Source organism: Thiomicrospira sp. R3 (assembly GCF_029581415.1).
Taxonomy (GTDB): Bacteria; Pseudomonadota; Gammaproteobacteria; order Thiomicrospirales; family Thiomicrospiraceae; genus Thiomicrospira.
Genome location: NZ_CP121121.1, coordinates 456,216 through 482,733, shown reverse-complemented (window position 1 = coordinate 482,733; position 26,518 = coordinate 456,216). Strand labels below are relative to the sequence as shown.

Sequence of the window (26,518 nt, the reverse complement as noted above, 5' to 3'; positions counted from 1 at the left end):
AGTACAATGATTCTTTTGGTTGGGAAAAACGAGATAACTGATGACTGAATACGAACAGCTGTATAGCCTATTGCAAGCACAAGCCGATTCGGCGGGCTTAAGTGATGCCGGAACCCCGGTGCTGCGTTGCGAAATAAACCCGAATAAGACTTGTTCACTGATTTTTAGTGCTACCCGTGCCAAATTAACCTTTGTACTTGGGCGCATGGGTGAAGAATATAAAATTGGTTATGCTTATTATCCGGGTGGGATGCGTGAGCCAGAATGGATTGATGATGTGGATGCGGATAACTTTACCAAAAAATTTGCTCACCAATTAATATGGACAAACTTTCACTTACCCACTTAATGCGGGTTAAGGAGCGACGATGTATTGTGTAGTGACGACTGAAAAAACCTTAATTGAGTTCTTGTAAATTTTTGGGCTAGGTTGTGGATAAACCGGCTAATCAACACAAGCCCAGTGTACAACTCGTATGGTTTAAGCGTGATTTACGCGTTTTTGATCATGCGCCTCTTGCGCAAGCGGCTAAGCGCGCAGCTATTCTACCGGTTTACATTTTTGAGCCTGAACTATGGCAGCAACCAGATGCCAGCTTGCGCCAATGGCGGTTTATTGCGGACTGTTTAATCGAGCTGGATGTTGACTTGCGTAAGCTAGGCCAGGGCTTGTGGTTTGCTGTGGGTGACGTGCGAGAGGTGCTGCAACAGCTTGCGGTGCAGTTTGAAATCGAGGCGGTTTGGTCGCATCAAGAAACCGGCAATAACTGGACTTTTGAGCGGGATAGGGCGGTCGCTGCGTTTTTAAAAACCCGGTCTATTGTATGGCATGAGTATTCTCAGCAGCCGATTTATCGTGGGCGATTAGACCGGGATGACTGGCAGGGATGGGCGCAGCTGTTTTTTAATCAACCTTTAGTTTCGCCTCCTAAGTCTCTAGCAGGCCTGGTGAAAACGCCTGTTTTAACTAAGTCGTTGTTAGCCGATTACACCTCGGCCTATTTACCCGCACCGATTGAGCCGAATGAGCTTAGTCAGCCGGGTGGTCGCTCGCGAGGTGTGGTGCGCTTAGATGATTTTTTACAACGACATCTCGGTCGTTATCTTTATGACATTTCAAAACCCTTGGCCTCTCGCCAATCAAGTTCACGGCTTAGTCCGCATTTGGCTTGGGGCAGCCTGTCGATTCGGGAGGTGATGCAGGCGGCTTTTAAGGCGCGCGCCCAGGTCGCCGAGCGGAACAAGCGGGCATTGACGGCATTTATTTCGCGCTTGCATTGGCAAAGCCATTTTATGCAAAAGCTGGAAACTGAACCAGAACTAGAGTTTAAGTGTTTGCAGGCAGATACCGAGTTATTGCGAACCGAGTTAAATGTTGGTTTTTTGCAGGCCTGGTACACGGGGCAAACCGGTGTGCCCTTGGTAGATGCGTGTATGCGCTGTTTGCGTCATTCGGGTTGGTTGGCGTTTCGGATGCGCGCGATGGTGATGAGCTTTGCCAGTTATCAATTGTGGTTAGATTGGCGACAAACCGCGCCTTTATTGGCGCGATTATTTACCGACTATGAACCGGGGATTCATTATTCACAAGTGCAAATGCAATCCGGCACCACGGGGATTAATGCGATGCGCGTTTACAACCCAGTTAAGCAGTCGCAAGATCATGACCCCGATGGACAGTTTATTCGTCAGTGGTGCCCAGAATTAGCCGCTTTAGAACCCGCATTTATCCATGCGCCCTGGGAGGTGGCACCTGAGTGGTTGGCGCAAGCAGGCCTGGTGCTGGGGCAGAACTATCCTTGGCCTATTGTCGACTTAGATGTCTCGGCGCGTACGGCAAAGCAGAAACTGTCCGCCTTACGTAAACAGCCTAGTGCCAAGGATCAAGCGAAAAAAGTCTATATACAGCATGGCAGTCGTTTAAAGCGCGCCACCCGTCATAAAGTTAAACCGAGCGATGGTTCAGCAGATAGCCCACAATTGAGTTTGTTTTAAATGAAAATGCGCAAGAAATCGGAATTGCCAAGCAAAATTTGCCCAGTGTGTCAGCGTCCGTTTGTGTGGCGTAAAAAATGGGCAAAAGACTGGGGGCAGGTGATCTATTGCTCTGAACGTTGCCGTAGAACACGAAAAAAAACATGATTAGAAAACTGGTTGTAGTGCTGGGTGATCAACTGAATCAGGATTCAGGGATTTGGCAGGATTTTGATCCGCAGCAGGATGCGGTGTGGATGGCTGAAGTCATGGCGGAGTCAACGCATGTTAAATCACATCCACAACGGATTACCCTGTTTTTAAGTGCCATGCGCCATTTTGCCCAGACCTTGCGCCACCAGGCCTGGTCGTTGCATTATTTTCAGTTGGGTAGTCATGATTTTGCGAGTTTTGAGCAGGCTTTGGGTGATTTTTTATCTCGCCATCCAGTCGGCTCGGTTGAGTTGGTCGTACCGGGTGATTATCGGGTGCTGCAGCAAATAAAAACAGCCTGTCATCAGGCGGCTATTGCGCTGAGTATTCAGCCAGATAACCATTTTATTGCTGAACCCGGTGAGTTTAAAGCCTGGCTCACGGGGCGTAAAAAACCGACGATGGAATATTGGTATCGCACCTTGCGCCAACGCACGGGTATTTTAATGGATGGCAAAAAGCCGCTGGGTGGCAAGTGGAATTATGATGCCGACAACCGGCAGAGTTTTGGCAAGGCAGGCCCACAAGCTGTACCGCTTCCGTTGCGGTTCGCGCCCGATGCGATTACTGAGTCGGTAAGGCTACAGGTTAAAACGCTGTTTGCCGCGCATCCTGGACAGCTAGACAACTTTGCTTGGCCGGTGACCCGTGTGCAGGCGTTACAAGCCTTGGACGACTTTATTACTTATCGGTTAGCAAAGTTTGGCGACTATCAGGATGCGATGTGGCCGAACCAGGCCTGGTTGTATCATTCGTTATTAGCTGTGGCGCTTAATTTAAAGTTACTGAATCCGCGAGAAGTGATTGCCGCTGCCGAGCAGGCGTATCAACAAGGGCGTGCGCCTTTGAATGCGGTAGAGGGTTTTGTTCGGCAAATTTTAGGCTGGCGCGAATATGTGCGCGGCTTGTACTGGTCCTATATGCCGGATTGGTTAACTATGAATGCCTTGGATGCGCAGCAGGATTTACCGGCTTTTTATTGGACAGGTCAGACCGAGATGGCTTGTTTGAAAGATTCGATCGGCCAAGTGTTGGAGCATGGCTATGGCCATCATATTCAGCGTTTGATGGTGACTGGGTTGTTTGCTTTGTTATGGCAAGCGAAGCCTGAGCAGGTGCACGAGTGGTATTTAGCCATGTATGTCGATGCGGTGGAGTGGGTGGAATTGCCCAACGTGTTGGGCATGAGCCAATTTGCCGATGGCGGTTTGATGGCCAGCAAACCCTATATTGCCAGCGGGCAGTATATTGATAAAATGTCGGGCTATTGCCAAACCTGTCGTTATAAACCCAAAGAAGCAACCGGTCAGCAGGCCTGCCCCTTTACCACCCTCTATTGGGGGTTTATTGAACAGCATCAAGAACGGTTTCGAGGCCATCCGCGCTTAGGGATGCAGGTACGGCACCTAGACGCGATGAGTGACGAAAAACGCCAGCAGATTGAACAGCAGATTGTGCAGCTGCGACTTAGTTTGGCTTAATCTTCAAGGGCTAAAATACCGCTTATATTGACGCTGACAATATTTTCGCCAGCTTCGATTATGGGCGCACTTTCCATTGCTGAAGACGCTAAAGCCATACGGGGTTGGGCGTAATGTCGAGCCTGTCGCTGTGTTTGTATATGGGTTTCGAGTAGTGTGTATTCAGCTTGGTTGAAGCTTTTAGCAATGAGTTTGGCTTGGTGTTGATAGTTTTTTAAGGCTTGCTGAATGAGGGCTTGTTCGGCTTCAGTGCGTTTTTGATGGCTAATGTCTGCCTGCATCGACTGGTAGCTCAGATAGGGTTGGAGTCGAGAAAGAATTTCACTAATATCAAGCTCAACCGGAAGGGTCAGCGTGAGTTGTTGTTGTCCTTGCCAGTGCGTAATAACCCCTGAGCGATTGTGTTGTGGGCGTACGCTGTAGTTTCCGGTTTGAATAAATGAGCGTTCAACGGCACTGAGTTGGCTGATGGCTTGGCGCATCATTTGGTTGACTTTTTGGCTCACAGCCTGGGCGTCATCCGCTTGAAATTGGGCATTAAACTGCACGATGACACGATCATTTTCAACCATTGCCTGCTCGGTTATCGCAAAATGGATTTTGTGCTGCGCCATCACCAGGCCTGGTAGTAAGGCTAAACTCAAGGCTAGGCTTAGCATTGATAGGGTTGATCGCATTGTGTTGATTTTCATTTCGCGGTTCTCCGGTTTAATCTAGGTGGTATAATCTTTCAAAATATAATTCTACTCCCTGTTCGCAGGACGATAAACAAAAAGGTTAACTATGTCTGAAGTTTTATCGCGTCGAATGAACCCACTAGAACGTCGTGCAACTGCTGCAATCGCTGGTATTTTTTCTACGCGCATGCTCGGTTTGTTTATGATTTTTCCAGTATTTGCCCTGTTTGCCGAGCAGGAGTTTACTAATATAACGGGTTTACAAATTGGTTTAGCAATTGGTGCTTATGGTTTAACCCAGGCCTTATTGCAAATTCCTTATGGCATGCTATCGGACCGTTTTGGCCGTAAGCCGCTGATGCTGATTGGATTGTTTGTTTTTTTGATCGGGTCCATTGTCTGTGCGCTGGCCGATTCGATTGAAGTGATGATTTTGGGTCGAGCGATTCAAGGGGCGGGCGCTGTTGCAGCGGTGTTGACGGCGAGTGTGTCGGATCTGGTTCGTGAGTCTTATCGACTACGTGCTATGTCGATTGTGGGGATTACGATTGGCTTGTCATTTACCTTGTCACTGGTCGCCGGGCCGTTATTAGCCGAATTTATCGGTGTGCGAGGAATTTTCTGGGTGATTGCTGCCTTGTCTATTTTGGGTATGTTGTTGGTGGTATTTGCGGTTCCGGAAATTAAAAACCAGCAGTTTCAACGTGAAGCGCAAGCGGTACCTAGCCAGTTAGCCGAAGTGTTAAAGAATGGTCAGTTGGTTCGTTTGGATGTGGGCGTGTTTATTTTGCATGCTATTTTGACAGCCATGTTTATTGCGGTGCCGTTTATGTTGCGCGATGAAGCGGGCATGGACTCCTTAAGTCATTGGGAAATTTATTTGCCGGTCATGTTGCTTTCGTTTGTATTAATGGTGCCGCTGATCATCCAGGCTGAATCAAAAGGACGCATGAAGCAGATTTTTGCAGGCGCAATTCTGATGATTGCGCTTGCTCAGCTGGGTATGAGCCAGTTCCATTCGAGTTATGTCTGGTTGTTTTTTTGGTTGCTGTTGTTCTTTACGGCGTTTAATGTATTAGAGGCCTCTTTGCCATCCTTGGTGGTCAAACTATCGCCAGCGGATAAAAAGGGCACCGCATCGGGCGTCTATTCCAGTAGCCAGTTTATGGGTGCGGCGGTCGGAGGCGCGGTCGGAGGCTTGTGTTACCAGTATTATGGGTATGATGGCGTGTTTGCTTTTACGGTGATTATTGGGTTTATTTGGTTTGCACTAGCGGCAACCATGCAAAAACCCAATCCTTGGAGCATTGCATCAGTCACGATCGGCCCAGTCAACCCTGACGAAGTAGAGTACCTACAAAATAAATTATGTGAATATGAGGGCGTGTTTGAAGCGGTCGTGATTGCGGAAGAACAAAAGGCTTACTTTAAAATTGACCGAAAATTGGTTAGTGAAGGGGCCCTTATCGATTATTTTCAAAAAGCTAAAACGAGAGAGTAAGTTATGCGTGGAGTAAATAAAGTAATATTAGTAGGGACCCTTGGGCGTGATCCGGAAGTTCGCTATGCCGCAAATGGCAATGCGATTGCTAACCTAAGCATCGCTACCAGTGAGCAATGGAATGACCGCGCAACGGGCGAAAAACAAGAGCGCACCGAATGGCATCGCGTGGTAATTTTTGGCAAATTGGCTGAGATTGCCCAGCAATACTTAACCAAAGGTTCGCAAGTCTATTTAGAAGGAAAATTGCAAACCCGTAAATGGCAAGACCAGGCGACCGGGCAGGATAAATACACCACCGAAGTCGTGATTGATGTCAGTGGCACTATGCAAATGCTAGGTGGACGTAGTAGCAATCAGGGCGGACAAGCTGGACAAGGGAGTTATGGTCAAGGCGGCGATGTGGGTTTTGATCAAAGTTATGACGGTGGTTATGGTCAGGCCCAAGCGCCTCAAGCTAGACCTCAGCAGGCAGCCATGGGTGGTTATGCTCAAGCGCCTATGGCGGGTGGTGCTCAGCAAGCTCCTCAACGCCCTGCGCCGCAGCCTCAAAAACCTGCGCCACAACAGCGCCCAGCTTATCAACCGAATGATTTCGACGACGACGTGCCATTCTGAGGTTATTAAGGGTTTAGGATTTTATAAGGGTTTAGGATTTTATTTTTGAGCCGTTAACAACCTAGAGGTGATGTTTATGGCAAATAAAACAGATATTACACCTGCGTTAGCTTACTTCTTTAAATCATTAGAGCGACGGTCAGATTCGGTAAAAAATGCCAATCAGTTATCCCAGCAGCGATTTAAGGAGGTTGAGTTTGGCGAGGTTGAACAGTTTTTTCGCTCTTTGAAGACTCAAAATATCTTTATTCATACGGTGGGTGTAAACGGTAAGGCGGAGTCAACCATCCTATCCAAAGCGATTTACAGTATGGGTAGGGTAGTGCGTGTTTACTACAGTAGTAGCTTTGATGATAGTCAAAATGGTTTTATTCTAATTACGCCAGATGCTCAAATGCAAACTATTTATGTAGAACGAATGCACGGTCTTCGGCCTAAACCTGAAATGCTCTACCATTCGTTAGATCAAATGAAAGTAATAAAGTATATGACACGTTGGTTGTTGCGTCGAATAGATTGGGGGAAAACCAAATTAAATAACCTTGAGTTATATAAGTTATTTGTTGATGCACGTAAGAAAGAAGAAGAGGCGCGCCTACAAGCTCAGCTTGAGTTAATGTCAAGTGGTATAGATATTGAAAGACGTTAGTTTGATCGGTTTACGGCTAAATCAGCTAGCGAAATAAGCGCTGATTTATAGTCTGAATCAGCGAGTGGAGCCAGCGCACTTTTGGCAAGCTCCGCCTCGTGTTGCGCTCGCTGACGAGTAAAGTCGATGGCGCCTGTTTGTTGAATAATCTCAGACACTTCATTGAGCAATTGAATGCCTTCGGATTCTATTGCACGTTTAACCAACTCTTTTTGTTGCGCAGTGCCGTGTTGCATCGCATAAATTAACGGCAAAGTCGGCTTGCCCTCGGCTAGGTCATCGCCAATACTTTTGCCTAAATCATCCGCACTCGCTGTGTAGTCGAGTAGATCGTCTATCAATTGAAAAGCCGCACCTAGGTGACAGCCATAACTAGCGAGAGCGTGTTCCAGCTCAGGTTGTTGTGTCAGTACAGGCCCCATTTGGGCAGCCGCTTCAAATAATTTGGCTGTTTTACGGTGAATCACATCCATATAGCGCTTTTCATCGGTATTTGCATCATGGCAGTTGAGAAGTTGAAGTACTTCACCTTCTGCAATGATGTTGGTCGCTTCAGACATGACTTGCATAATACGCATCAAGCCTGGCTCAACCATCATTTCAAATGAACGAGAATAGAGAAAATCACCCACTAATACACTGGCCGCATTGCCCCATACTTCATTGGCGGTTTTTTTACCGCGCCGAGTATCAGACTCATCGACCACATCATCATGTAGCAAGGTCGAGGTGTGAATAAACTCAATAACCGCCGCCATAATTAGATGGTGTTGTCCTTGATAGCCACACGCCTTGGCGCTAAGCAATACCATAAGGGGTCTTAAGCGTTTACCGCCGTTATTGATAATGTATTGGCCAATTTGATTGATTAAAACAACATCCGAAGCAAGGCGGTCAAGGATAAGCTGATCGGTCGCTTGAATATCCGTTAAAATTAGTTGGCGAATTTCGTTCAGTGTCATAAATACAGTTTGATAAATAAATAACAGAGAAGTTTAGTATGATTCTTAGGTATTTAAAAGCTTTTTGCTAAATAAATATTCAGCAACTTTATAAAATATTTCTTATTTGCTTTGACCTACAAAATAAAAATCTATATAATCTCGCTTTTACTGTAGCGACGGCTCGAGCAGAATCGTCCAATTAACAGAATTTTCAATCCGGGAGTGTTACATATGTATGCGGTAATTAAAACCGGTGGCAAGCAATATCGAGTTCGTCAAGGTCAAACTTTGCGCATTGAGACTTTGGGTCTTAATGAAGGTGATAAAGTTGAATTTGATCAAGTCTTGATGGTCGGTGAAGGTGAGTCTATTAAGTTAGGCACGCCTGTTGTTGAAGGCGCTAAGGTTGCGGCTACTGTTGTAAGTAACGGTCGCGGTAAAAAAGTGACTATCATCAAGTTCCGTCGTCGTAAGAACAAGTCTCGTTCTAAGCAAGGCCATCGCCAAAACTATACTGAAGTTGAAATCACTGGTATTTCAGCTTAAGTTTTAACAAAATAACCAGGCCTGGTTGGATAATATATTATTAGGCTTGTTACAGAGAGGGTAAAACCATGGCACATAAGAAGGCCGCAGGTAGTACACGCAACGGTCGCGACTCTAATGCCAAGCGCTTAGGTGTTAAGCGTTTTGGTGGCGAAACCGTTTCAGCTGGAAGCATTATCGTGCGTCAACGTGGTACTAAGTTCCACGCTGGTGTAAACGTAGGTGTTGGTAAAGACTATACTTTATATGCTAAGGCAAATGGTCAAGTTGCGTTTGTTACTAAGGGCAAGCCAATGCGTACTTACGTAGAGATCTTAGAGCAGTCAGCCTAAGCAATCGAACGTTAGCGTGTTAAAATAAAAAACGCCTTGCACGATATTTAATGTGCAGGGCGTTTTTGTTTTGTAAATTAATATCATTGATGAGTTAGGTTTGTTTAACTCAAGAAAAGCCCTAAATTAGGTTGGAACACTATGCAGTTCGTAGATGAAGCACAAATACATGTTGAGGCTGGTCGCGGTGGAAATGGAATCATCAGTTTTCGACGTGAAAAATATATTCCGTTTGGCGGGCCAAACGGTGGCGATGGTGGCGATGGTGGGAGCGTTTATTTTGTTGCAGATTCGAACCTAAACACGCTGGTTGATTTTCGTTTTACCAAGCGTTATAAGGCACAAAACGGCCAGTCTGGAATGGGCAACCAAAAAACCGGCAGCGCAGGTCAGCACCTTGTTATCCCCGTGCCGATTGGTACGCAGGTATTAGACATTAATACTCGAGAAGTCATAGGTGACTTAACTGAAAATGGACAAAAACTATTGGTTGCCCAAGGGGGTCGTCATGGCTTGGGCAATGTGCATTTTAAAAGCTCAACCAACCGCACGCCGCATCAGCATACACTCGGTGAAGACGGCGAAGCACGCGAGCTATTGTTAGAAATGAAAGTCTTGGCGGATGTTGGCTTGTTGGGGTTGCCCAATGCCGGTAAGTCCAGCTTAATCAGTGCTGTATCCGCCGCTCGCCCTAAGGTAGCCGATTATCCCTTTACCACCCTTTACCCTAATCTTGGTGTGGTGCGCGTATCGGTTGAAAATAGTTTTGTTATTGCCGATATTCCGGGTCTAATTGAGGGTGCGGCGGAAGGCGCGGGCTTAGGGGTTCAGTTCTTAAAGCATCTATCGCGCACGGGGCTGCTGTTGCATGTTGTGGATATTGCACCGATAGATGAAACCGATCCGGTGGAGTCGGTACGCATAGTTGAGAAAGAATTAGAAAAGTTCAGTGAAGAACTGGCAGGTAAAGTGCGTTGGTTGGTCCTCAATAAAACCGACTTGTTGCTTGAAGAGGATGCCGATGCGGTTTGTAAAGATATTGTTGAGCGCTTAAACTGGCAGGGTGAAGTTCACCAGGTTTCGGCCGTCGAGCGTAAGGGTACTGAGGCATTAATGCAAAAAATTTCGTGGACACTTCAGGCTAATAAAGCCCAGGCCTTGCAAGAGGAAAATTAGGCAATGGAACGCGCGGCGCTAAAGAAAACAAAACGTTGGGTCATTAAACTCGGTAGTGCGTTGTTAACCAATGATGGCTCAGGGCTTAATCAGCAAGAGCTAGCTAAATGGGTGGCGCAAATGGTTATTGTGCGCCAACAAGGTGTTGAGTTGATTATTGTGTCGTCGGGAGCGGTGGCCGAGGGCATGAAACGCCTAGGTTGGACAACCCGCCCCACGGCATTAAACGAACTGCAAGCGGCGGCTGCCGTCGGGCAAATGGGCTTGGTGCAAGCCTATGAGTCGGAGTTTGCTAAAAGTGGCTTGCATACCGCACAAATTTTAATGACGCATGATGATTTATCTAATCGTGCGCGTTACCTCAATGCGCGCTCCACTATCCAAACACTGGTCGAACATGGCGTGATTCCGGTCATCAATGAAAATGACACGGTAGTAACCGATGAAATCCGGTTTGGTGATAACGATACCCTAGCGGCTCTGACCGCGAATCTGATTAGCGCAGATGTTTTAGTGATTTTGACCGACCAGCAGGGTCTGTATGACAGCAATCCACGCGAAAACCCCAATGCGCAGCTGATTAAACAAGCGCAGGTGAGCCGCAAAGATATCGAAGCCATGGCGAGTCCTGAAGGCGGTTCGCTAGGACGTGGCGGGATGTATACTAAAGTGATGGCGGCGAAACGGGCGGCGCGATCGGGTACGGCAACTTTAATTGCCTCTGGGCGTGAACCTAACATCCTGCCAAAATTATTTGCAGGTGATGATTACGGCACCTTGCTTATTCCAGACCTAGAGCCGATAAAAGCGCGCAAACAATGGTTAGCAGGCCATTTGCAAGCACGCGGTGTATTGATGCTGGATGATGGTGCGGTGCGGGTGCTGATGCAACAGGGGCGCAGTTTGTTACCGGTTGGGGTGATAGAAGCTCAAGGCCAATTCAAACGTGGCGAAATGGTGATTTGCCAAGACCCACTTGGCCGTGAAGTTGCGCGCGGTTTGGTGAACTATGATTGGGATGAAGCTCAAAAAATTCTGCGTCAACCAAGCCATAAAATTGTGGAAATTTTAGGCTATATGGACGATGTGTCTTTGATTCATCGAGATAATCTCGTATTGTCCTAACTCCCTTTTATTTTAGTTTTAACATAGCAAGGCTTTCGGCGCGAGTGCAAAGGAAGCCTTGCTTGCTTTAGGAGAGTGGATGTTTTTTAAAAGAACCTTATTGCCCATTTCATCGCTGTTTTTTTCGATTGCGTTATTAGCGACCGGCTATGGCTTGTTGATGACCTTTGTTGGTGTCTTCCTCAAGCAAGAAGGCTTGGCAGAAGGGATTATTGGTTTAATTAATGCCGCATTTTTTTTGGGCGCGATGTTAGCGGCGGTGTTTAGCCAAAAGCTGATTGTGACCGTTGGCCATGCCCGCAGTTTTTCCGCCTTTTCAGCCATTATGGTGATGGCGTTTCTGGGTCATGCTTTGTGGTTTGATCCTTGGTTTTGGGCGGGATTACGCTTGGTGTCAGGGTTTGCGTTTTATGCCATGTTAATTGTGTTAGAAAGCTGGTTAAATGAAAAAAGCTCACCCCAAGATCGTGGCAAAATTCTGGCCATTTACACCATCGTTTTCTTCTTGGCTTTAGCCTTGGGGCAGTTGCTGTTAATGTTTGAGATGCCGGCCACCACCCTTTTTATGTTAGGTTCTATTTTAGTGCTCTGCTCACTGGTGTTAGTAGCGATTACCCGTGTTACCCAGCCGATACTGAAGCCCTTTGAGCGCTATAGTATGCCTAAATTGTTATCGATTGCGCCTTTGGCCTTAGTCGGTAGTTTTATTGGCGGTGTGTTTGTTGGGGCGTTTTATACCATGTTACCTTTGTATGTGCTGAATGTGTTTGATCAAGCGAGTGTGGTGTCTTTGTTTATGGCGATTACCATTCTGGGTGGGTTAGTGGCGCAGCTACCGGTAGGGATTTTGTCTGACCGTCTAGGGCGGCGAAAAATGCTGGCTTGGGCTGGATTTTTTAGTGTGGCTATCTTTGCGTTAATGCTGGTTTTGCCTTGGATTTGGCGCGATAGTGTGGTCTTGTTGTATGCCGTTGGGTTTTTGCTCGGCATGAGCTTGTTTAGTATTTACCCATTGAGTGTGGCGCGTGCGAATGATGTGTTTGATGAAAACAAAGACCTAGTCGAAATTAGCCGCACCCTATTGTTTTCCTATGGATTAGGCTCGTTTACTGCGCCGTTGATGTTAGGTTTTATACTTGGTTTTTCAGCGGCGGCGTTTTTTATTGTGCTTGCTTTGTTTGCGTTGGCTTTGGGTGTGTATTCACTGCAAGCTGAGCGTATTGCGGTCGAAAACATGAACGTATATGTGGCAGTGCCCATGGCATCGGGTGAAGTCTTAGCTGAAATGGACCCGCGTCAGGATGAAGAATGGGTTAAGGAAAATCGACCCGATGTTGATCCGCCTGTTGATGGTTCAGAAGGCCGTCACGAGTCGTCATCAGCATAGCTTGTTTAAAAACGTAACGCAAACCAACGGCTTGTGCGCCGCCATTATTCTTGCTGGTGATCAACTCTAAGGTGAATAATCTTTTCGCCGTAGTTTTCAACCTCGGCTAGCATGATTTTATAGGTGTTGCTGCCAAGGGTGTAGTCAGCGTAAACATTGAAGCCATGGTGTTGTTCGCGCCATAACCGTCAGATTTAACATCGCTATTAAATGCTTCTGCTTCAGCACTAAATTTTCTTGTTCAGCTCATCCGCGACTTCTTTGAGCGCAGGGGTGATGGTTTTATCGATCAACGCTAGCAATTCTGCGTTTTATGAGTATAAATGGTGGCTGCAAGGTTAATTTGTAAATCCAGTTTGTGTAATAATAACTATAAATGTTATTTTGTAAATGTCCATGGACAAATGGAGGTATTTCATGACAACGCATTTTCCGGTGGAAGAAATATTATCAGGCTGTAAGCAGTGCCACAAACCGCTGGGTTTTGAGTTTACCTTTGCATTTCAACCGATTGTTGATATGAAAAATAAATGTTTGTTTGGGTATGAAGCCCTGGTTCGTGGTTGTCAGGGTGAGGGCGCTTATCAAGTGCTCAGCAAGGTAAACGATCAAAACCGTTACGCGTTTGACCAGGCCTGCCGGGTAAAAGCGATCCAACTCGCCAGCGAGCTTAAACTGAAACATATGTTAAGTATTAACTTTTTGCCTAATGCGGTTTATGAGCCACGGCATTGTATTAGCAGCACCCTTGAAGCCGCAAACAAATTCAACTTTCCTACTGAACGGCTGATGTTTGAAATCACAGAATCTGAACAGGTTGCTGATGTAAAGCACATGACGCGTATTTTTTCTGAGTACCAAGCGCAGGGCTTTACCACCGCATTGGATGACTTTGGTGCCGGTCATGCAGGTTTAAACATGTTGGCGAGTTTTGTACCCAATATTATTAAAATTGATATGGAGCTGGTGCGTGATATAGATCAGAATCCGATTAAGCAATCTATCGCACGAGGCTTGATGCAGATTTGTAATGATCTCAGTATTACGGTTTTAGCAGAAGGCTTGGAAACCAAAGAAGAAGTTGCGTTTTATGCCGATCTCGGCGTACGTTTGATGCAGGGTTATTATTTCGCCAAACCCGGTTTTGAGACCTTGCCAGCGGTTTCATTTTAAAAAAGGTAACTTTTTTAATTTTCCCCTCTTGAATCCTCGTTACCTAGCCCCATATTAGTCTTGTCTTTATAAATTCTGCCGATTTTCTGAGAGGCGAATCGGCCTTAAACCCCACGATTAAATTTAACAATGTTAGGAGAACTATCTATGAGCATTAAACCTTTGCATGACCGCGTTGTTGTTCGTCGCTTAGAAGAAGAGAAAGTATCAGCGGGCGGGATCGTACTTCCTGATTCAGCAAAAGAAAAACCTGCTGAAGGTGAAGTGGTTGCTGTAGGCCCGGGTAAGGCTTCAGACAGCGGTGCAGTCGTAGCGATGACGGTGAAAGTCGGCGACAAAGTATTGTTCGGCAAGTATTCAGGTCAAGAAGTAAAAGTAGATGGCGAAGAGCTATTAGTCATGCGTGAAGACGACATTATCGCGATTCGCGGTTAATTGTTGGTTTACGTAGCGTTACATTTAGACTTTCTTAACACATTAAATTGAGGAAATTACACAATGGCAAAACAAGTTAAATTTGGTATCGAAGCACGTGAGCGTATGGTTGAAGGAATTAATATCCTAGCAGACGCAGTTAAAGTAACCCTAGGTCCTAAAGGCCGTAACGTGGTGATTGAAAAATCATTTGGCGCGCCTTCTGTTACTAAAGATGGTGTATCGGTAGCGCGTGAAATTGAACTAGAAGATAAGTTCCAAAATATGGGCGCGCAGATGGTTAAAGAGGTCGCTTCTAAAACCAATGATGTTGCCGGTGACGGTACAACAACGGCAACCGTATTAGCGCAAGCGATTGTGCGTGAAGGTATGAAGTCGGTTGCAGCGGGCATGAATCCAATGGATTTAAACCGTGGTATTCACAAAGCGGTTGAAGCGGTGGTCGCAGAAATTCAAAAAATGTCTAAGCCTTGCGAAACCACCGATTCTATTGCACAAGTCGGTACGATTTCTGCCAACTCTGACAGCACGGTTGGCAAAATGATCGCCGAAGCGATGGAGCGTGTAGGTAAAGAAGGTGTCATTACCGTCGAGGAAGGTTCTTCATTGCATGACGAGCTTGATGTGGTTGAAGGGATGGAGTTTGACCGTGGTTACCTATCGCCTTATTTCTGCACAAACCAAGAGAAAATGGTCGCGGAAATGGAAAACCCTTATATCTTATTAACGGATAAGAAAATTTCTAATATCCGTGAACTATTACCCGCGCTAGAAGCGGTATCAAAAGCAGGCCGTCCATTGTTAATCGTAGCAGAAGACGTTGAAGGCGAGGCGTTGGCAACCCTGGTCATTAACAATATGCGCGGTATTGTAAAAGTAGTAGCGGTCAAAGCACCAGGTTTTGGTGAGCGTCGTAAAGCCATGCTACAAGATATCGCGGTATTGACTGGTGCAACAGTGGTTTCTGAAGAAGTGGGCATGACACTAGAAGGCATTACGCTAGAGGATTTAGGTCAAGCGAAAAACATTAATGTCTCCAAAGATGCAACCACTGTGATTGATGGTGTGGGTGCTAAAGCCGATATCGAAGCACGTTGTGCACAAATCCAATCTCAGTTGGCTAACACCACGTCTGATTATGACAAAGAGAAGCTTCAAGAGCGTTTGGCTAAATTAGCTGGCGGGGTTGCGGTGATCAAGTTGGGCGCAGCGACTGAAATGGAAATGAAAGAGAAAAAAGATCGTGTTGACGATGCGTTGCATGCAACCCGTGCCGCGGTTCAAGAAGGTATAGTGCCTGGTGGTGGTGTGGCATTAGTTCGTGCTAAAGCGAATGTCACCGTCAAAGGCGATAACCATGACCAAGACGTGGGTATTCAAATTGCGATGCGTGCAATGGAAGAGCCACTGCGTCAAATTGTACAAAACTGTGGCCTAGAAGGTTCAGTGGTGGTTAACAAGGTAAAAGAAGGCAAAGCTAACTTTGGCTTTAACGCAGCAACGGAAGAGTATGGTGATATGTTAGAAATGGGTATTATTGACCCGGCTAAGGTAACGCGTACTGCTCTACAAAATGCAGCGTCTATTGCGGGCCTAATCATCACCACTGAAGCGATGATTGCCGACCTACCGAAAAAAGACGGTGGTTCAGCAGGTGGCGATATGGGCGGAATGGGCGGCATGGGCGGCATGATGTAATCGAGCGATTACATTAAGCTAAACATTTAGCTGGATATTAAGCCTAAAAAAGCCCCGTCAGTGAATAACTGGCGGGGCTTTTTTTATTTGAGTTAAGTGGTCAAGACAACCAGGCCTGGTGCTCGTTGATTGGGACACTAACAAAAAGGCCAAATACAAAAACGTCTAGGCAGGTTTGGGCAGTTTTTAAGTTGTTGGTCATACATGCGGGATTGACGCTCTACCCGTTTAGCTACATCAAGCAACCAGGGTTTTTGATTATAGGTTTTGCGTCGGTAACCACCATGACCTTCATGGTATGCAAGATAGAGATTATAAGGGTCGTTGAGTGAAATCCCATTTCGTTGATTGGATACTGAGTTGTACCAACCTATAAAATCAAGCGCATCGTTAACATTGTTGCGCCGCGCATTGAATTTTCCCGTCGCTTTTTGATAGTCGTGCCATGCAGGATCTTGAGCTTGTGCAAAACCATACGCACTTGATTTTCGAGGTAAGGGAATAAAGCCTAGCGCATAGTCCCTGGGGGGACGTGCATTATGAACAAAGCGAGATTCCTGATGCACAAAAGCCTTGAGTGTGGCGACAGGAGTGCCCCATTTTTTTTCTGATTTTTTGGCCGCAATATACCAATTTCGATCATGCTCAATAATTTTACAAATATTGCTGTGGGTATTGGCAGGAGGGGGCTGGGTTGCGCAGCCAGCGAGCAAACCAAGCGAAGCCGTTAAAGCGAATGCTTTAAAAACTGATAATGTGGGTTTATATTTTAGTCCTTTAAACACTGTCAACTCCTATTCGGTTTTATCTGACTTGGCAAAAAGTGCGTCGGTAAACTCTTTGGCGTTAAATTCACGAAGATCATCAATTTTTTCGCCTACACCAATATAGCGCACAGGGATAGGCAATTGTTGTGCCAATGAGAAAATAACCCCGCCTTTTGCCGTGCCGTCGAGTTTAGAAAGTACCAGGCCTGTAAGTTGCATTGCGGCATTGAACTGTTTGGCTTGACTAATTGCATTCTGTCCGGTGCCAGCATCCAGCACCAGCATCACTTCATGTGGCGCACTGGCTTCGACCTTTTGAATTACGCGGCGGACTTTTTTGAGCTCCTCCATCAGGTTGCTTTGGGTATGCAAACGCCCCGCGGTATCGGCAATCAGTATGTCGATTTTTTTCGCCTTCGCCGATTGAATCGCATCAAAGATAACTGCGGCAGAATCGGCGCCCGTGCCCTGTGCGATCACGGGCACCTTATTGCGCTCGCCCCAGGTTTGAAGCTGCTCCACCGCCGCCGCACGGAAGGTGTCGCCCGCTGCGAGCATCACGGATTTACCTTCTAGCTGAAACTTTTTCGCCAGTTTACCAATGGTGGTAGTTTTGCCCACACCATTCACGCCAACCATTAAAATAACAAAGGGTTTTTGGCTGGTGTCGATCACTAGGGGTTGGTTGACAGGGGTGAGCAAATCGGAAAGCTGGTGTTTGAGCGCATCAATCAGTGCTTGAGGGTCTTTAAGTTCTTTACGTGACACTTGTCCGGTCAGGTTTTGAATGATTTGGTCTGTGGCATCCACCCCCACATCCGCAGTAAGCAATAGCATCTCTAGATCATCAAGCAAGTCTTGATCGATTTCTTTTTTGCCTAAAATTAGATTAGCTAAGCCATCGCTGAAGGCCTGGCGTGTTTTTGTGAGCTGGTTTTTTAAGCGCGCAAACAAGCCAGTTTTTGTAGGTTTTTCTTCAGTTTGAGGCGCTTGAATGACTTGAATGGGCTTTTCGTCGGCTGCTGATACGTTTTCAGCCAAGTCGCTGGTAGGGACTTGTAGGGGCGCTAAGTTTGCTTCTACTGGTTTGATTTCTTCTGCTATTGGCGCAGGAACAGGTTGCTCGATGTGTTCTTCGCGTTCGTCAATAACCTGCGTTTCTTGTTGACCGTTTAACTCTTGTTTTTTATCTTTTTTACGAAAAAACCCAAACATAATGCGTAAAACCTCTGTAGGCTGAGTGAACTGGGCAGTGCGTGCCGAAAAGTTCCATATTTGTAAACTTGTAAAATCTAGTGCAACCCATTATAAAGGAATTTGTAATTGAAAGAGACTTTTGCCCCTAATAGCGTGGGGCTAAATCACAAAAGGATAAATTCATGAGATTAAGGTTAATAGTGGTGGGGTTGGTAACCTTGTTGGCGACAAGCGGGCTTAAGGCGGCTGACCAACCACGTTTGTTTGAAGCCCAGTTAGATAACGGACTGCAAATTGTCGTCAAGCAAGATCAACGCGCGCCCGTGGTGGTGCATCAAATGTGGTATCGCGTTGGGGCTAATTATGAACCACAGGGCTTAACTGGGGTGTCGCATATGCTTGAACATATGATGTTTAAGGGTACCGAGACTATGGAGCCGGGTGCGTTTTCACGACGTGTCTCGCAAATGGGGGGGCGTGAAAATGCCTTCACCTCCTCAAACTTCACCGCCTATTTTCAAATCGTCGGTAAACAGCATCTTGCCGAAGTGATGCAGATGGAATCAGATCGTATGGCTAATTTAAAGTTGACCGAAGCACAATTTCAGCCTGAGCGCGATGTGGTGATTCAAGAGCGATTATGGGCGGTGGAAGATCGGCCTAGCTCTAAACTGTTTGAACAATTTAAAGCGACTGCTTATCTAAGTAGCCCTGAACGCAATCCAGTTATCGGCTGGATGGCGGATATCAAAAACTACCAATTGGCCGATTTACAGGATTGGTATGACCGTTGGTACGCACCTAATAATGCCACGTTGGTGGTGGTGGGCGATGTCGATCCGCACGAGGTTGTGGAGTTAGCGAAACAAACCTATGGTCAATATCCTGCGCGCGACATTATTCAACCGCGCCTACAGCCAGAAATTAAACAGCAGGGGATGCGCCGGATTGAATTAAAAGATGCGACACCGGTACCCAGTATTATTCTAGGGTTTCATGTGCCTTCGCTGGTGAGCGCAGACAGCGCGGATGAGGTCTATGCCTTGTCGGTTTTAGCGAGTGTGTTGGATGGCGACTCCGGACGCTTAACCCAAGAAATGGTGCGAGAGCAGCAGATCGCCAGCTCGATTGGCACCTTTTATCGTGCCAATGGTCGTTTAGGCTCCCAATTCTTTTTCAGCGCCCAGCCACAAGCTGGCGTTGACATCGAGCAATTGGAGGCGGAGTTAATCAAGCAAATCGAGCGGATTAAAACCGAGCCGATGAGCCAACAGGCGCTCAACCGCGTACTGGCGCAAGCCGAAGCGCAATATGTCTACAACCAGGATTCGGTGCAAGCGCAAGCCATGTCGATTGGCATGATGGTTAGTGTTGGCTTGCCTGCGGATACGATGGAGACCTGGGTGGATAACCTACGCCAAGTTACCCCGGCGCAACTGCAGGCGGTGGCCAAAAAATATTTACATACGGATAACATGACGGTTGGCATTTTACGACCCAGTGGCGAAACCAATCGTCGCCCTACAGCCAAACCTGATTTTGGCGGGAGATCACACTAATGAAAAAATCAATTTACGCTATAGCCTTCGTATTAGGACTCACCAGTTGGAATCTGCAGGCTTCAGTTGATATTCAAACCTGGACCACCAGCAAAGGCACCAAGGTACTGTTTGTTGAAGCCCCCGAATTGCCCATGATCGACATTGAACTTAAGTTTGATGCCGGCAGTGCGCGTGATAATCGACAACCAGGCCTGGCAAGCTTTAGCGCGAATATGATCGGTACCCAAACCGCCCAATTAACCGAGCAGGCGATTGCTGATGGCTTTAATGACCTAGGTGCGCAGTTTGGGGGTGATGTGAATCGTGATGCGGCTAGCTTTAGTCTGCGCAGTTTAACGCGAGCTGATTTGTTGAACCCCGCGTTAGATTTATTTGAGCAGGTGATTAATCAGGCCGCTTTTTCAGAAACCATTTTTCAGCGCGATCGTCAACGACTCATTCAACGCTTGCAGCAAGCCGAAGAGCAGCCCGCTCGCGTCGCGCAACGTGCGTTTTGGCAGGGTTTGTACGGTGATCATCCCTATGCCCATCCGGTATCAGGCACGGTCGAATCGGTTGAATCGCTGAATATCAAAGACCTTGAAGCCTTTAAGCAGCGCTACTATGTGGCACAAAACGCGCAAATCGCGATGGTCGGCGCGATTAGCCGTCAGCAAGCGGAAAAGCTGGCGGAACAATTAACCGCCGCAATGCCCAAGGGGGAAAAGCCTGCCGCGCTCGCGCAACCCAAGCCTTTAACGCAAGCTCAAAACGAGCCTAAAACCGAGGTGATTGATTTTCAATCTGCGCAAACGCAATATTTTACCGGTCAAATAGCTGTCGAGCGCGGGCATCCTGATTATTATGCGTTGTTTTTAGGCAATCATTTATTAGGCGGTAGCGGCTTTGCGTCTTTGTTAGTTGAAGAAGTGCGCGAGAAACGCGGATTGGTCTACAGCGTTTATAGTTACTTTGCCCCGATGCGTGTAGCCGGCCCTTGGATTGCAGGCTTATCCACCGCAAATAACCAAGCGATGCAAGCCGATGAAGTGGTCAAACAAACGCTACAGGGCTTTATGAAAGATTTTGATGAGCAAAAACTCGCTGACATCAAAAGCAACTTGATCGGCGGCTGGCCGTTGCGAATGGATAGCAACAGAAAAATCCTCGGTTATATCAGTATGATCGGATTTTATGATCTGCCATTAGATTATTTGGATGCTTTCCCGCGTCATATCGAGCAACTAAGTAAAGCGGAAGTACTCGCCGCCTGGCAGCGTCACATCAACCCAGACCAACTCTTTACCCTCATGGTAGGGCTGCCTGAGTAAACTCAAACCAAAGACCAGGCTATGACGACCAGGCCTGGTTACAAAATCCGAGCGCGGACGTTTTTGCCTTTTAGCTTTTCGCGGCTGAGGTGTTTCAGCGCGAGTTTGGCAATCGGGCGTTCCACCGCGACATAGCTGCGCATGTCGGTGATTTTTATTTTGCCGATCTGCTCGCCAGTAATCAGCGGATTGGCGGTCAGTGCGCCTAGAATGTCACCGGGGCGAAGTTTTATTTTTTTGCCGCCATCGAGTTGTAAGGTAACCATTTTGGCCTGCAGGGGGGGTTGTTGCAAAATACTTAAATCCGGTAGGGGTTCTGCTTTGATCTCTTGGTCAAGATACTCACCCAATACCGCCACCTTATAGCTTTCTTTGTCGCTGATTAAACTGGCCGCTAGCCCTTTGCTACCGGCGCGTCCGGTACGGCCAATGCGATGAACATGGACTTCAGGGTCGTGGGCTAGGTGAAAGTTAATCACCGCATCGAGCGCATCAATATCCAAACCCCGTGCCGCAACATCAGTGGCTACGAGCACCGCAATGCTTTTATTGGCAAATTGAATCAGGGTTTGATCACGTTCACGCTGTTCTAAATCACCGTGTAACGCGGCCACATCAAAGCCGACCTTATGCAAGGCATCCGCCACCATTTGGGCATCTTTTTTGGTGTTGCAAAACACCACACTGGATTCAGGACGATGCTTAAGTAGCAACAAGCGTAACGCAGTAAGGCGTTGTTCAGGGGTGTCAACCTGATAAAAATGCTGGGCGATGCTGGCATGATCATGTTGCGATTCAACTTGAATGCGCAGGGGTGTTTGCATAATCCGCTCGCTGATTTGTTCAATCTGGTTCGCAAAGGTGGCACTAAATAACAGGGTTTGGCGCGGGCTGGGTACCGCTTCCATAATCGCATCAATCGCTGGCTGAAAGCCCATATCGAGCATCCGATCCGCCTCGTCGAGTACCAACACCTTGAGTTCATCAAGCTTAAGCGTTTGTTTACGCAGGTGTTCTTCAATCCGTCCTGGTGTGCCGACTATCACATGCGCCCCTTGTTGCAATGAGCTGAGTTGTGCGCCCATGTTCATCCCGCCACATAGCGTCATGACTTTAATGTTCGGCAGGCGACGCGCAAGACGGCGAATTTCGTCGGCCACTTGATCCGCCAATTCGCGGGTAGGGCAGAGCACCATCGCTTGAATGTTGAAATTTTTACTATCCAACTGATTAAGTAAGCCTAAACCAAAGGCTGCGGTTTTTCCCGAGCCGGTTTTGCCCTGCGCAATGACATCTTGCCCCGCCAAAATCGGCGGCAAGCTTTGCGCCTGAATTTCAGTTTGCTGATGATAACCCAAGGTTTCTAGGTTGCTAATTAGATCGGGGTGTAAATTTAAACTAGAAAATGAAAGTTGAGCGTTCAAAGGATAGTCCTGTATGAGCTAAGGTAGTTTTGAAGCTATTGTAAAGCTTTTAACAGACAGCAAGCGTTTTTCGCTTCGATAGTTTATTGAATTAAACCTTAGTTTTGAGAGCTTGATAACGCATGTATTAAGTGATTTTCTGACAACCTTAACACTTAACCCGTTTTGTGGCCTGCCTATTGAGCGCGGATTAGGGTTAGGAAGGCTTCGCCGTAGCGTTCTAGTTTGGCTTGGCCTACGCCGCTCACTTCAAGGAAGTCGTCTTCGGTTTGCGGGCGTTTTTGTGCCATGTCGATGAGGCTGACGTCACCGAATACCACAAAGGCGGGCACGTTTTGTTGCTCGGCGATTTGGCGGCGAAGCGTGCGCAGTGTTTCGAATAAATCCTGATTTTCTTCGCTGAGGCTGCTGGCGCTTTTTTTCGCGCTTTTGTTGCTTCGGGCGGTTTCTTTTTTCGGCATCGCTAACGTTAAGGTTTCTTGACCTTTTAATAGCGCACCGGAGCGTTCGGTGAATTTTAAAACCGAGTAGTGTTGGTGGTCTTGAAACAAATAGCCGAGGTGAATCAGTTGGCGAATAATGCTGTTCCATTGATGGGCGCTGTATTCTTTGCCTATGCCGTAGGTGCTGAGTTGCTGGTGGTCAAATTGGCGAATTCGTTCGTTGTCCAGTCCACGTAAAACATCAATCACATGTTTAGCGCCAAACCCTTGGTTTAGGCGATATACACAGGAAAGCGCTTTTTGCGCCGCTTGGGTGGCGTCAAATAATTCGGGCGGGTTGAGGCAGATGTCGCAGTTGCCGCAGGGTTGTTGTTTGTTCTCGCCAAAGTAGTTGAGCAGCAGATTACGCCGACAGGTTTGCGCTTCGGCAAACCCTACCATGCTGTTGAGTTTGTGGGTTTCGAGTCGGCGTTGGTTTGGGTCTTGGACGTTTTCGACAAACTGGCGCGCGGTCACGACATCTTGCATGCCAAACAATAGCAAGGCTTGTGAGGGCAAGCCATCGCGCCCAGCACGTCCGGTTTCTTGGTAGTAGCCTTCGATATTTTTGGGCACATCGTAATGCACTACAAAACGCACATTCGGTTTGTCGATCCCCATGCCAAACGCCACTGTCGCGACCACGATATCGACTTGATCATGCAAAAAGTCATGGTGAACTTGATGGCGGGTTTGTGCGCTGAGCCCGGCGTGATAGGCTCCGACGCTATAGCCTTCAACTTGTAGTTTAGCGCTGATGTCGTCGACGCGTTTACGGCTAAGGGCATAGATAATGCCGGCCTCATTTTTTTGCTGTTTTAAAAAATCGAGAAGTTGTTTAAAGGGTTGCTGTTTTTCGACCACGGTATAGCGAATGTTGGGGCGATCAAAACTGCCGAGATGCACCTGTGGCTGCTGCAGATGCAGTTGTTGTAGAATATCGGCTTGCGTGGTGTGGTCGGCGGTCGCGGTGAGGGCGATAAAGGGCACATTGGGGAAGTGCTCACGTAATGCGCCGATTTGGCTGTATTCCGGGCGAAATTGATGCCCCCATTGCGAAACACAGTGCGCCTCGTCGATGGCAAATAATGCTATCGGTAAGGTTTGCAGTTGGGCTAGAAAACCGCTCATTAACAGGCGCTCTGGCGAGACATACAACAGGTCGAGTTCGCCAGCATGCAATAGATTGAGCACCTGCTCGCTGGTTTGTGCGTCTTGCGAGGAATTGAGCATTTGCGCTGCAACCCCGTTGGCTTGCAGCGCGGCCACTTGATCTTGCATCAGCGCGATCAAGGGCGAGACGACTATCGCGGTGCCAGGGCGTAAAAAGGCTGGAATTTGATAACACAGGGATTTACCACCGCCTGTCGGCATCAATACAAAACAATCCTGGCCTTCTACTAGATCACGAATAATTTCAAACTGTTGCGGGCGAAAAGCGGCATAACCAAAAACGCGTTTTAGCACTTCGAGTGCCTGGCTTTCTATCCAATCAGCCATGCGCGGCGCTTTTGGCGTGGACAAAAAATAAATGCCAGCCGTATTGCGATTCAGCGGGTTCGCTGACTTGATTGAGAGGGGCTTGCCAGAGTGCTTTTTCAAACTTTTGTGGCAATACCCCTGGCGCAAACCAGCCTAAATCACCCTGGTGTGCTTTCGATGGACAATCTGAATAGCGCTCAACCCCTTGCTCAAAACCAAGTTCACCGGCATCGAGTCGGGCTTTTAGGCGTTTTGCTTTTTTTTCTGAGGTTTGGAGAATATGAGAAGCATGAATCAGCATGGTGGGTTGGCCCTAAATAAAACGAACTCAATGGTAATCGAATGTGGAAACAATCGCAAACGCTCAAGATGGTTTTTGCTTGAATCTGAAAAACCAGATATGGCGGTGTGCCGAGTGCCAATATGATTAAGGCTTGGTTTAAGACAGATTAAACCTGTAAAATAACCCAAACTAACAGATCAAAAGAGAATCCTATGTGCGGAATTTGTGGTGAATTTTTATGGCAGGGTGGCGTGTCGAGCCAGCAAACCCTCAATACCATGCTCAAAGAGCTAGAAGGTCGTGGGCCGGATGATGGCGGTGTTTGGACACAAAACCAAGTCGGTTTTGGGCACCGACGTTTGGCGATTATTGACTTGTCGCCAGCCGGTCATCAGCCGATGATTGATCAAGAGTTAAGCCTGGTGTTTAACGGTTGTATTTATAACTATCAAGCCTTGCGTGATGAGTTGATCGGTTTGGGGCAGGTGTTCCGCTCGCATTCGGATACTGAGGTGATTTTAAAAGCCTATCGCCAGTGGGGGATGGAGTGTGTCACTCGGTTTGAAGGGATGTTTGGCTTTGCCATTTGGGATGATCATCATGAACAGTTGCTGATGGCGCGAGATCGTTTTGGCATTAAGCCTTTGTATTATGCGCAGGTCGATGGCGGTTTGCGCTTTGCCTCCAATACCCAGGCCTTGCTAGCTGCGGGCGGAGTCGATACCGACATTGACCCTGTGGGCTTGCATCATCAATTGACCTTGCACGCGGTGATTCCCGCACCCCATACGATTTTGAAGGGAATTCGCAAGCTTGAGCCCGGTCATTGGTTGGTGGTGAATCCGGATGGACAGATGTTTAAAAAACGTTATTGGTCATTGAATGCACAGCGCCCAGAACAGCCAAAAGACAACCAGGCCTGGTTAGATTTAACCCATGATTTATTAAAAAAATCAGTGATGAAACGCTTGGATGCGGCGGATGTGCCGGTGGGGGTGTTGTTATCCGGTGGTTTGGATTCGAGTTTAATTGTGGCACTGTTGGCCGAGGCGGGCGCGCAGGATATTCGTACCTTCTCGATTGGTTTTGAAGATGCGCCAGAGGAAAAAGGCTCGGAGTTCGAGTATTCTGATTTAGTGGTTGAGCGTTATCAAACCAAACACCATAAATATATTGTGCCCAATGCCGAGGTGTTGCCACGCTTGCCTGAGGCGATTGATGCGATGTCCGAGCCGATGGTCGGTCAGGATGCGGTGGCGTTTTATTTGTTATCCGAACTTGTATCAAAAGAAATCAAGGTAGTGATGTCCGGACAGGGCGCGGATGAAGTTTTTGGCGGCTATTTTTGGTATCCACAAATGGCGCAAGCTCAGGGCAGTGCGTTGGAGCGATTTGCGCCAGCTTATTTTGACCGCACACATCAAGAATGGTTGCAGACGGTCGATGCGCGTTTTCATATTGAGGATGTGAGTTCGGCGTTTATTGAAGAGCGTTTGACCGAGCCGGGTGCCGATAGCTTTTTAGACCAGGTGTTGCGACTAGATACCACCACACTGATTGTGGATGACCCACTTAAGCGCGTGGATAATATGACCATGGCTTGGGGCTTGGAAGCTAGAGTGCCGTTTTTGGATCATCTGTTGGTAGAGGCGGTGATGTGCGCGCCGCCAGAATTAAAATTGGACGATGGCGGCAAAACTCTGTTAAAACGCATTTCGCGTGGCATCCTACCGGATGAGGTGATTGATCGCCCCAAAGGCTATTTTCCGATGCCCGCGTTAAAATATGTGCGCGGTGAGTTTTATGAATTCATGAAATCGATTTTGACCTCTGAGGCGGCGAAGAAGCGCCGTTTATTTAACCCAGACTATATTGCGCGCCTATTAGCTAGCCCAGAAGCAGAAGAAAACTTCACCGCAATCAAAGGCTCAAAGCTATGGCACTGCGCACTGTTAGAGCTCTGGCTACAGCGTCACGTAGATCGCTATGTGAAATAATGATTTGAAAAACGGAGTAAGGCATGTGTTGAGGGTTGTTAAGCAACACCAAATGTTTTTCTCTATAACAGGCGCTTAGGAGCCA

Annotated in this window: 25 protein-coding genes; 18 read left to right on the top strand and 7 right to left on the bottom strand. The window is 47.3% G+C overall.

The window, feature by feature from the left end; translation table 11 throughout:
• Positions 1–40 precede the first annotated feature (40 nt).
• From P8S55_RS02405 to P8S55_RS02390, 4 genes are all read left to right on the top strand, one after another.
• Positions 41–349 (top strand): hypothetical protein, encoded by a 309-nt coding sequence (locus P8S55_RS02405; RefSeq protein WP_289224699.1) that lies wholly within the window; start codon positions 41–43, stop codon positions 347–349.
• Positions 350–432: 83 nt separating this feature from the next.
• Entirely contained in the window at positions 433–1,995 is a 1,563-nt protein-coding gene (locus P8S55_RS02400; RefSeq protein ID WP_289224698.1) for an FAD-binding domain-containing protein, read from the top strand.
• Positions 1,996–2,001: 6 nt separating this feature from the next.
• Positions 2,002–2,142 carry a DUF2256 domain-containing protein gene (locus P8S55_RS02395; RefSeq protein ID WP_289225295.1) on the top strand — a complete coding sequence of 47 codons (141 nt, stop codon included), beginning with the start codon at positions 2,002–2,004 and terminating at the stop codon, positions 2,140–2,142.
• Positions 2,139–3,668: a cryptochrome/photolyase family protein gene (locus P8S55_RS02390; protein ID WP_289224697.1), complete on the top strand. Its 1,530-nt coding sequence runs from the start codon at positions 2,139–2,141 to the stop codon at positions 3,666–3,668. Before P8S55_RS02395 ends, P8S55_RS02390 begins: the two co-directional genes overlap by 4 nt.
• Here the strand turns inward: P8S55_RS02390 and P8S55_RS02385 are convergent.
• A complete protein-coding gene (locus tag P8S55_RS02385) occupies positions 3,665–4,360 on the bottom strand; it encodes an SIMPL domain-containing protein (protein WP_289224696.1) in 696 nt (231 codons plus the stop codon). The two genes, P8S55_RS02390 and P8S55_RS02385, sit on opposite strands and share 4 nt — an antisense overlap.
• 91 nt (positions 4,361–4,451) lie before the next feature.
• Here P8S55_RS02385 and P8S55_RS02380 point away from each other — a divergent pair, with 91 nt between their 5' ends.
• The 3 genes from P8S55_RS02380 to P8S55_RS02370 all read left to right on the top strand — a co-directional run bounded on the left by P8S55_RS02380 (position 4,452) and on the right by P8S55_RS02370 (position 7,113).
• Positions 4,452–5,846, top strand: a complete 1,395-nt coding sequence (locus P8S55_RS02380; protein ID WP_289224695.1) for an MFS transporter — start codon at positions 4,452–4,454, stop codon at positions 5,844–5,846.
• Positions 5,847–5,849: 3 nt separating this feature from the next.
• Positions 5,850–6,464, top strand: a complete 615-nt coding sequence (gene ssb / locus P8S55_RS02375) for a single-stranded DNA-binding protein (RefSeq protein WP_289224694.1) — start codon at positions 5,850–5,852, stop codon at positions 6,462–6,464.
• A 76-nt stretch (positions 6,465–6,540) separates the two neighbouring features.
• Complete coding sequence (locus P8S55_RS02370) at positions 6,541–7,113, top strand: hypothetical protein (RefSeq protein WP_289224693.1); 573 nt, start codon at positions 6,541–6,543, stop codon at positions 7,111–7,113.
• On the opposite strand, the gene ispB is transcribed toward P8S55_RS02370, so the two are convergent.
• Complete coding sequence (gene ispB, locus P8S55_RS02365) at positions 7,110–8,075, bottom strand: octaprenyl diphosphate synthase (RefSeq protein ID WP_289224692.1); 966 nt, start codon at positions 8,073–8,075, stop codon at positions 7,110–7,112. The genes P8S55_RS02370 and ispB overlap by 4 nt on opposite strands.
• A 213-nt stretch (positions 8,076–8,288) precedes the next feature.
• Here ispB and rplU point away from each other — a divergent pair, with 213 nt between their 5' ends.
• The 8 genes from rplU (at position 8,289) to groL (ending at position 15,929) form a co-directional block, all read left to right on the top strand.
• Positions 8,289–8,603 carry a 50S ribosomal protein L21 gene (rplU, locus tag P8S55_RS02360; protein WP_289224691.1) on the top strand — a complete coding sequence of 105 codons (315 nt, stop codon included), beginning with the start codon at positions 8,289–8,291 and terminating at the stop codon, positions 8,601–8,603.
• 68 nt (positions 8,604–8,671) lie between these two features.
• Positions 8,672–8,935, top strand: a complete 264-nt coding sequence (gene rpmA, locus P8S55_RS02355; protein WP_289224690.1) for a 50S ribosomal protein L27 — start codon at positions 8,672–8,674, stop codon at positions 8,933–8,935.
• A gap of 141 nt (positions 8,936–9,076) precedes the next feature.
• Entirely contained in the window at positions 9,077–10,111 is a 1,035-nt protein-coding gene (cgtA, locus tag P8S55_RS02350; RefSeq protein WP_289224689.1) for an Obg family GTPase CgtA, read from the top strand.
• 3 nt (positions 10,112–10,114) lie between these two features.
• Complete coding sequence (proB, locus tag P8S55_RS02345; protein ID WP_289224688.1) at positions 10,115–11,236, top strand: glutamate 5-kinase; 1,122 nt, start codon at positions 10,115–10,117, stop codon at positions 11,234–11,236.
• A gap of 79 nt (positions 11,237–11,315) precedes the next feature.
• Complete coding sequence (locus P8S55_RS02340) at positions 11,316–12,623, top strand: MFS transporter (RefSeq protein ID WP_289224687.1); 1,308 nt, start codon at positions 11,316–11,318, stop codon at positions 12,621–12,623.
• Positions 12,624–13,040: 417 nt separating this feature from the next.
• Entirely contained in the window at positions 13,041–13,796 is a 756-nt protein-coding gene (locus P8S55_RS02335) for an EAL domain-containing protein (protein WP_289224686.1), read from the top strand.
• A gap of 147 nt (positions 13,797–13,943) precedes the next feature.
• Positions 13,944–14,231 (top strand): co-chaperone GroES, encoded by a 288-nt coding sequence (gene groES / locus P8S55_RS02330; RefSeq protein ID WP_248850262.1) that lies wholly within the window; start codon positions 13,944–13,946, stop codon positions 14,229–14,231.
• A gap of 63 nt (positions 14,232–14,294) precedes the next feature.
• Positions 14,295–15,929: a chaperonin GroEL gene (gene groL, locus P8S55_RS02325; RefSeq protein ID WP_289224685.1), complete on the top strand. Its 1,635-nt coding sequence runs from the start codon at positions 14,295–14,297 to the stop codon at positions 15,927–15,929.
• 137 nt (positions 15,930–16,066) lie between these two features.
• On the opposite strand, the gene P8S55_RS02320 is transcribed toward groL, so the two are convergent.
• Together P8S55_RS02320 and ftsY are read right to left on the bottom strand one after the other, a co-directional pair.
• Positions 16,067–16,714, bottom strand: coding sequence for a transglycosylase SLT domain-containing protein (locus P8S55_RS02320; RefSeq protein WP_289224684.1), 648 nt, complete (start codon positions 16,712–16,714; stop codon positions 16,067–16,069).
• A gap of 9 nt (positions 16,715–16,723) precedes the next feature.
• On the bottom strand, positions 16,724–17,911 hold the full coding sequence (gene ftsY / locus P8S55_RS02315) for a signal recognition particle-docking protein FtsY (protein WP_289224683.1): 1,188 nt from the start codon (positions 17,909–17,911) through the stop codon (positions 16,724–16,726).
• A 164-nt stretch (positions 17,912–18,075) separates the two neighbouring features.
• Here ftsY and P8S55_RS02310 point away from each other — a divergent pair, with 164 nt between their 5' ends.
• Positions 18,076–19,452, top strand: a complete 1,377-nt coding sequence (locus P8S55_RS02310; protein ID WP_289224682.1) for a M16 family metallopeptidase — start codon at positions 18,076–18,078, stop codon at positions 19,450–19,452.
• Entirely contained in the window at positions 19,452–20,765 is a 1,314-nt protein-coding gene (locus tag P8S55_RS02305; RefSeq protein ID WP_289224681.1) for a M16 family metallopeptidase, read from the top strand. Before P8S55_RS02310 ends, P8S55_RS02305 begins: the two co-directional genes overlap by 1 nt.
• A 38-nt stretch (positions 20,766–20,803) precedes the next feature.
• On the opposite strand, the gene dbpA is transcribed toward P8S55_RS02305, so the two are convergent.
• The 3 genes from dbpA to P8S55_RS02290 form a co-directional block, all read right to left on the bottom strand.
• Positions 20,804–22,189, bottom strand: a complete 1,386-nt coding sequence (dbpA, locus tag P8S55_RS02300) for an ATP-dependent RNA helicase DbpA (protein ID WP_289224680.1) — start codon at positions 22,187–22,189, stop codon at positions 20,804–20,806.
• Positions 22,190–22,365: 176 nt separating this feature from the next.
• The gene (gene recQ / locus P8S55_RS02295) at positions 22,366–24,171 is read right to left on the bottom strand and encodes a DNA helicase RecQ (protein ID WP_289224679.1); all 1,806 of its coding nucleotides are present in this window, start codon (positions 24,169–24,171) and stop codon (positions 22,366–22,368) included.
• A complete protein-coding gene (locus P8S55_RS02290; protein ID WP_289224678.1) occupies positions 24,164–24,454 on the bottom strand; it encodes a peptidylprolyl isomerase in 291 nt (96 codons plus the stop codon). The genes recQ and P8S55_RS02290 overlap by 8 nt, the downstream gene beginning before the upstream one ends.
• Positions 24,455–24,648: 194 nt before the next feature.
• Between P8S55_RS02290 and P8S55_RS02285 the strand changes: the two genes are divergently transcribed.
• Positions 24,649–26,433: an N-acetylglutaminylglutamine amidotransferase gene (locus P8S55_RS02285; protein WP_289224677.1), complete on the top strand. Its 1,785-nt coding sequence runs from the start codon at positions 24,649–24,651 to the stop codon at positions 26,431–26,433.
• Positions 26,434–26,518: the final 85 nt, after the last annotated feature.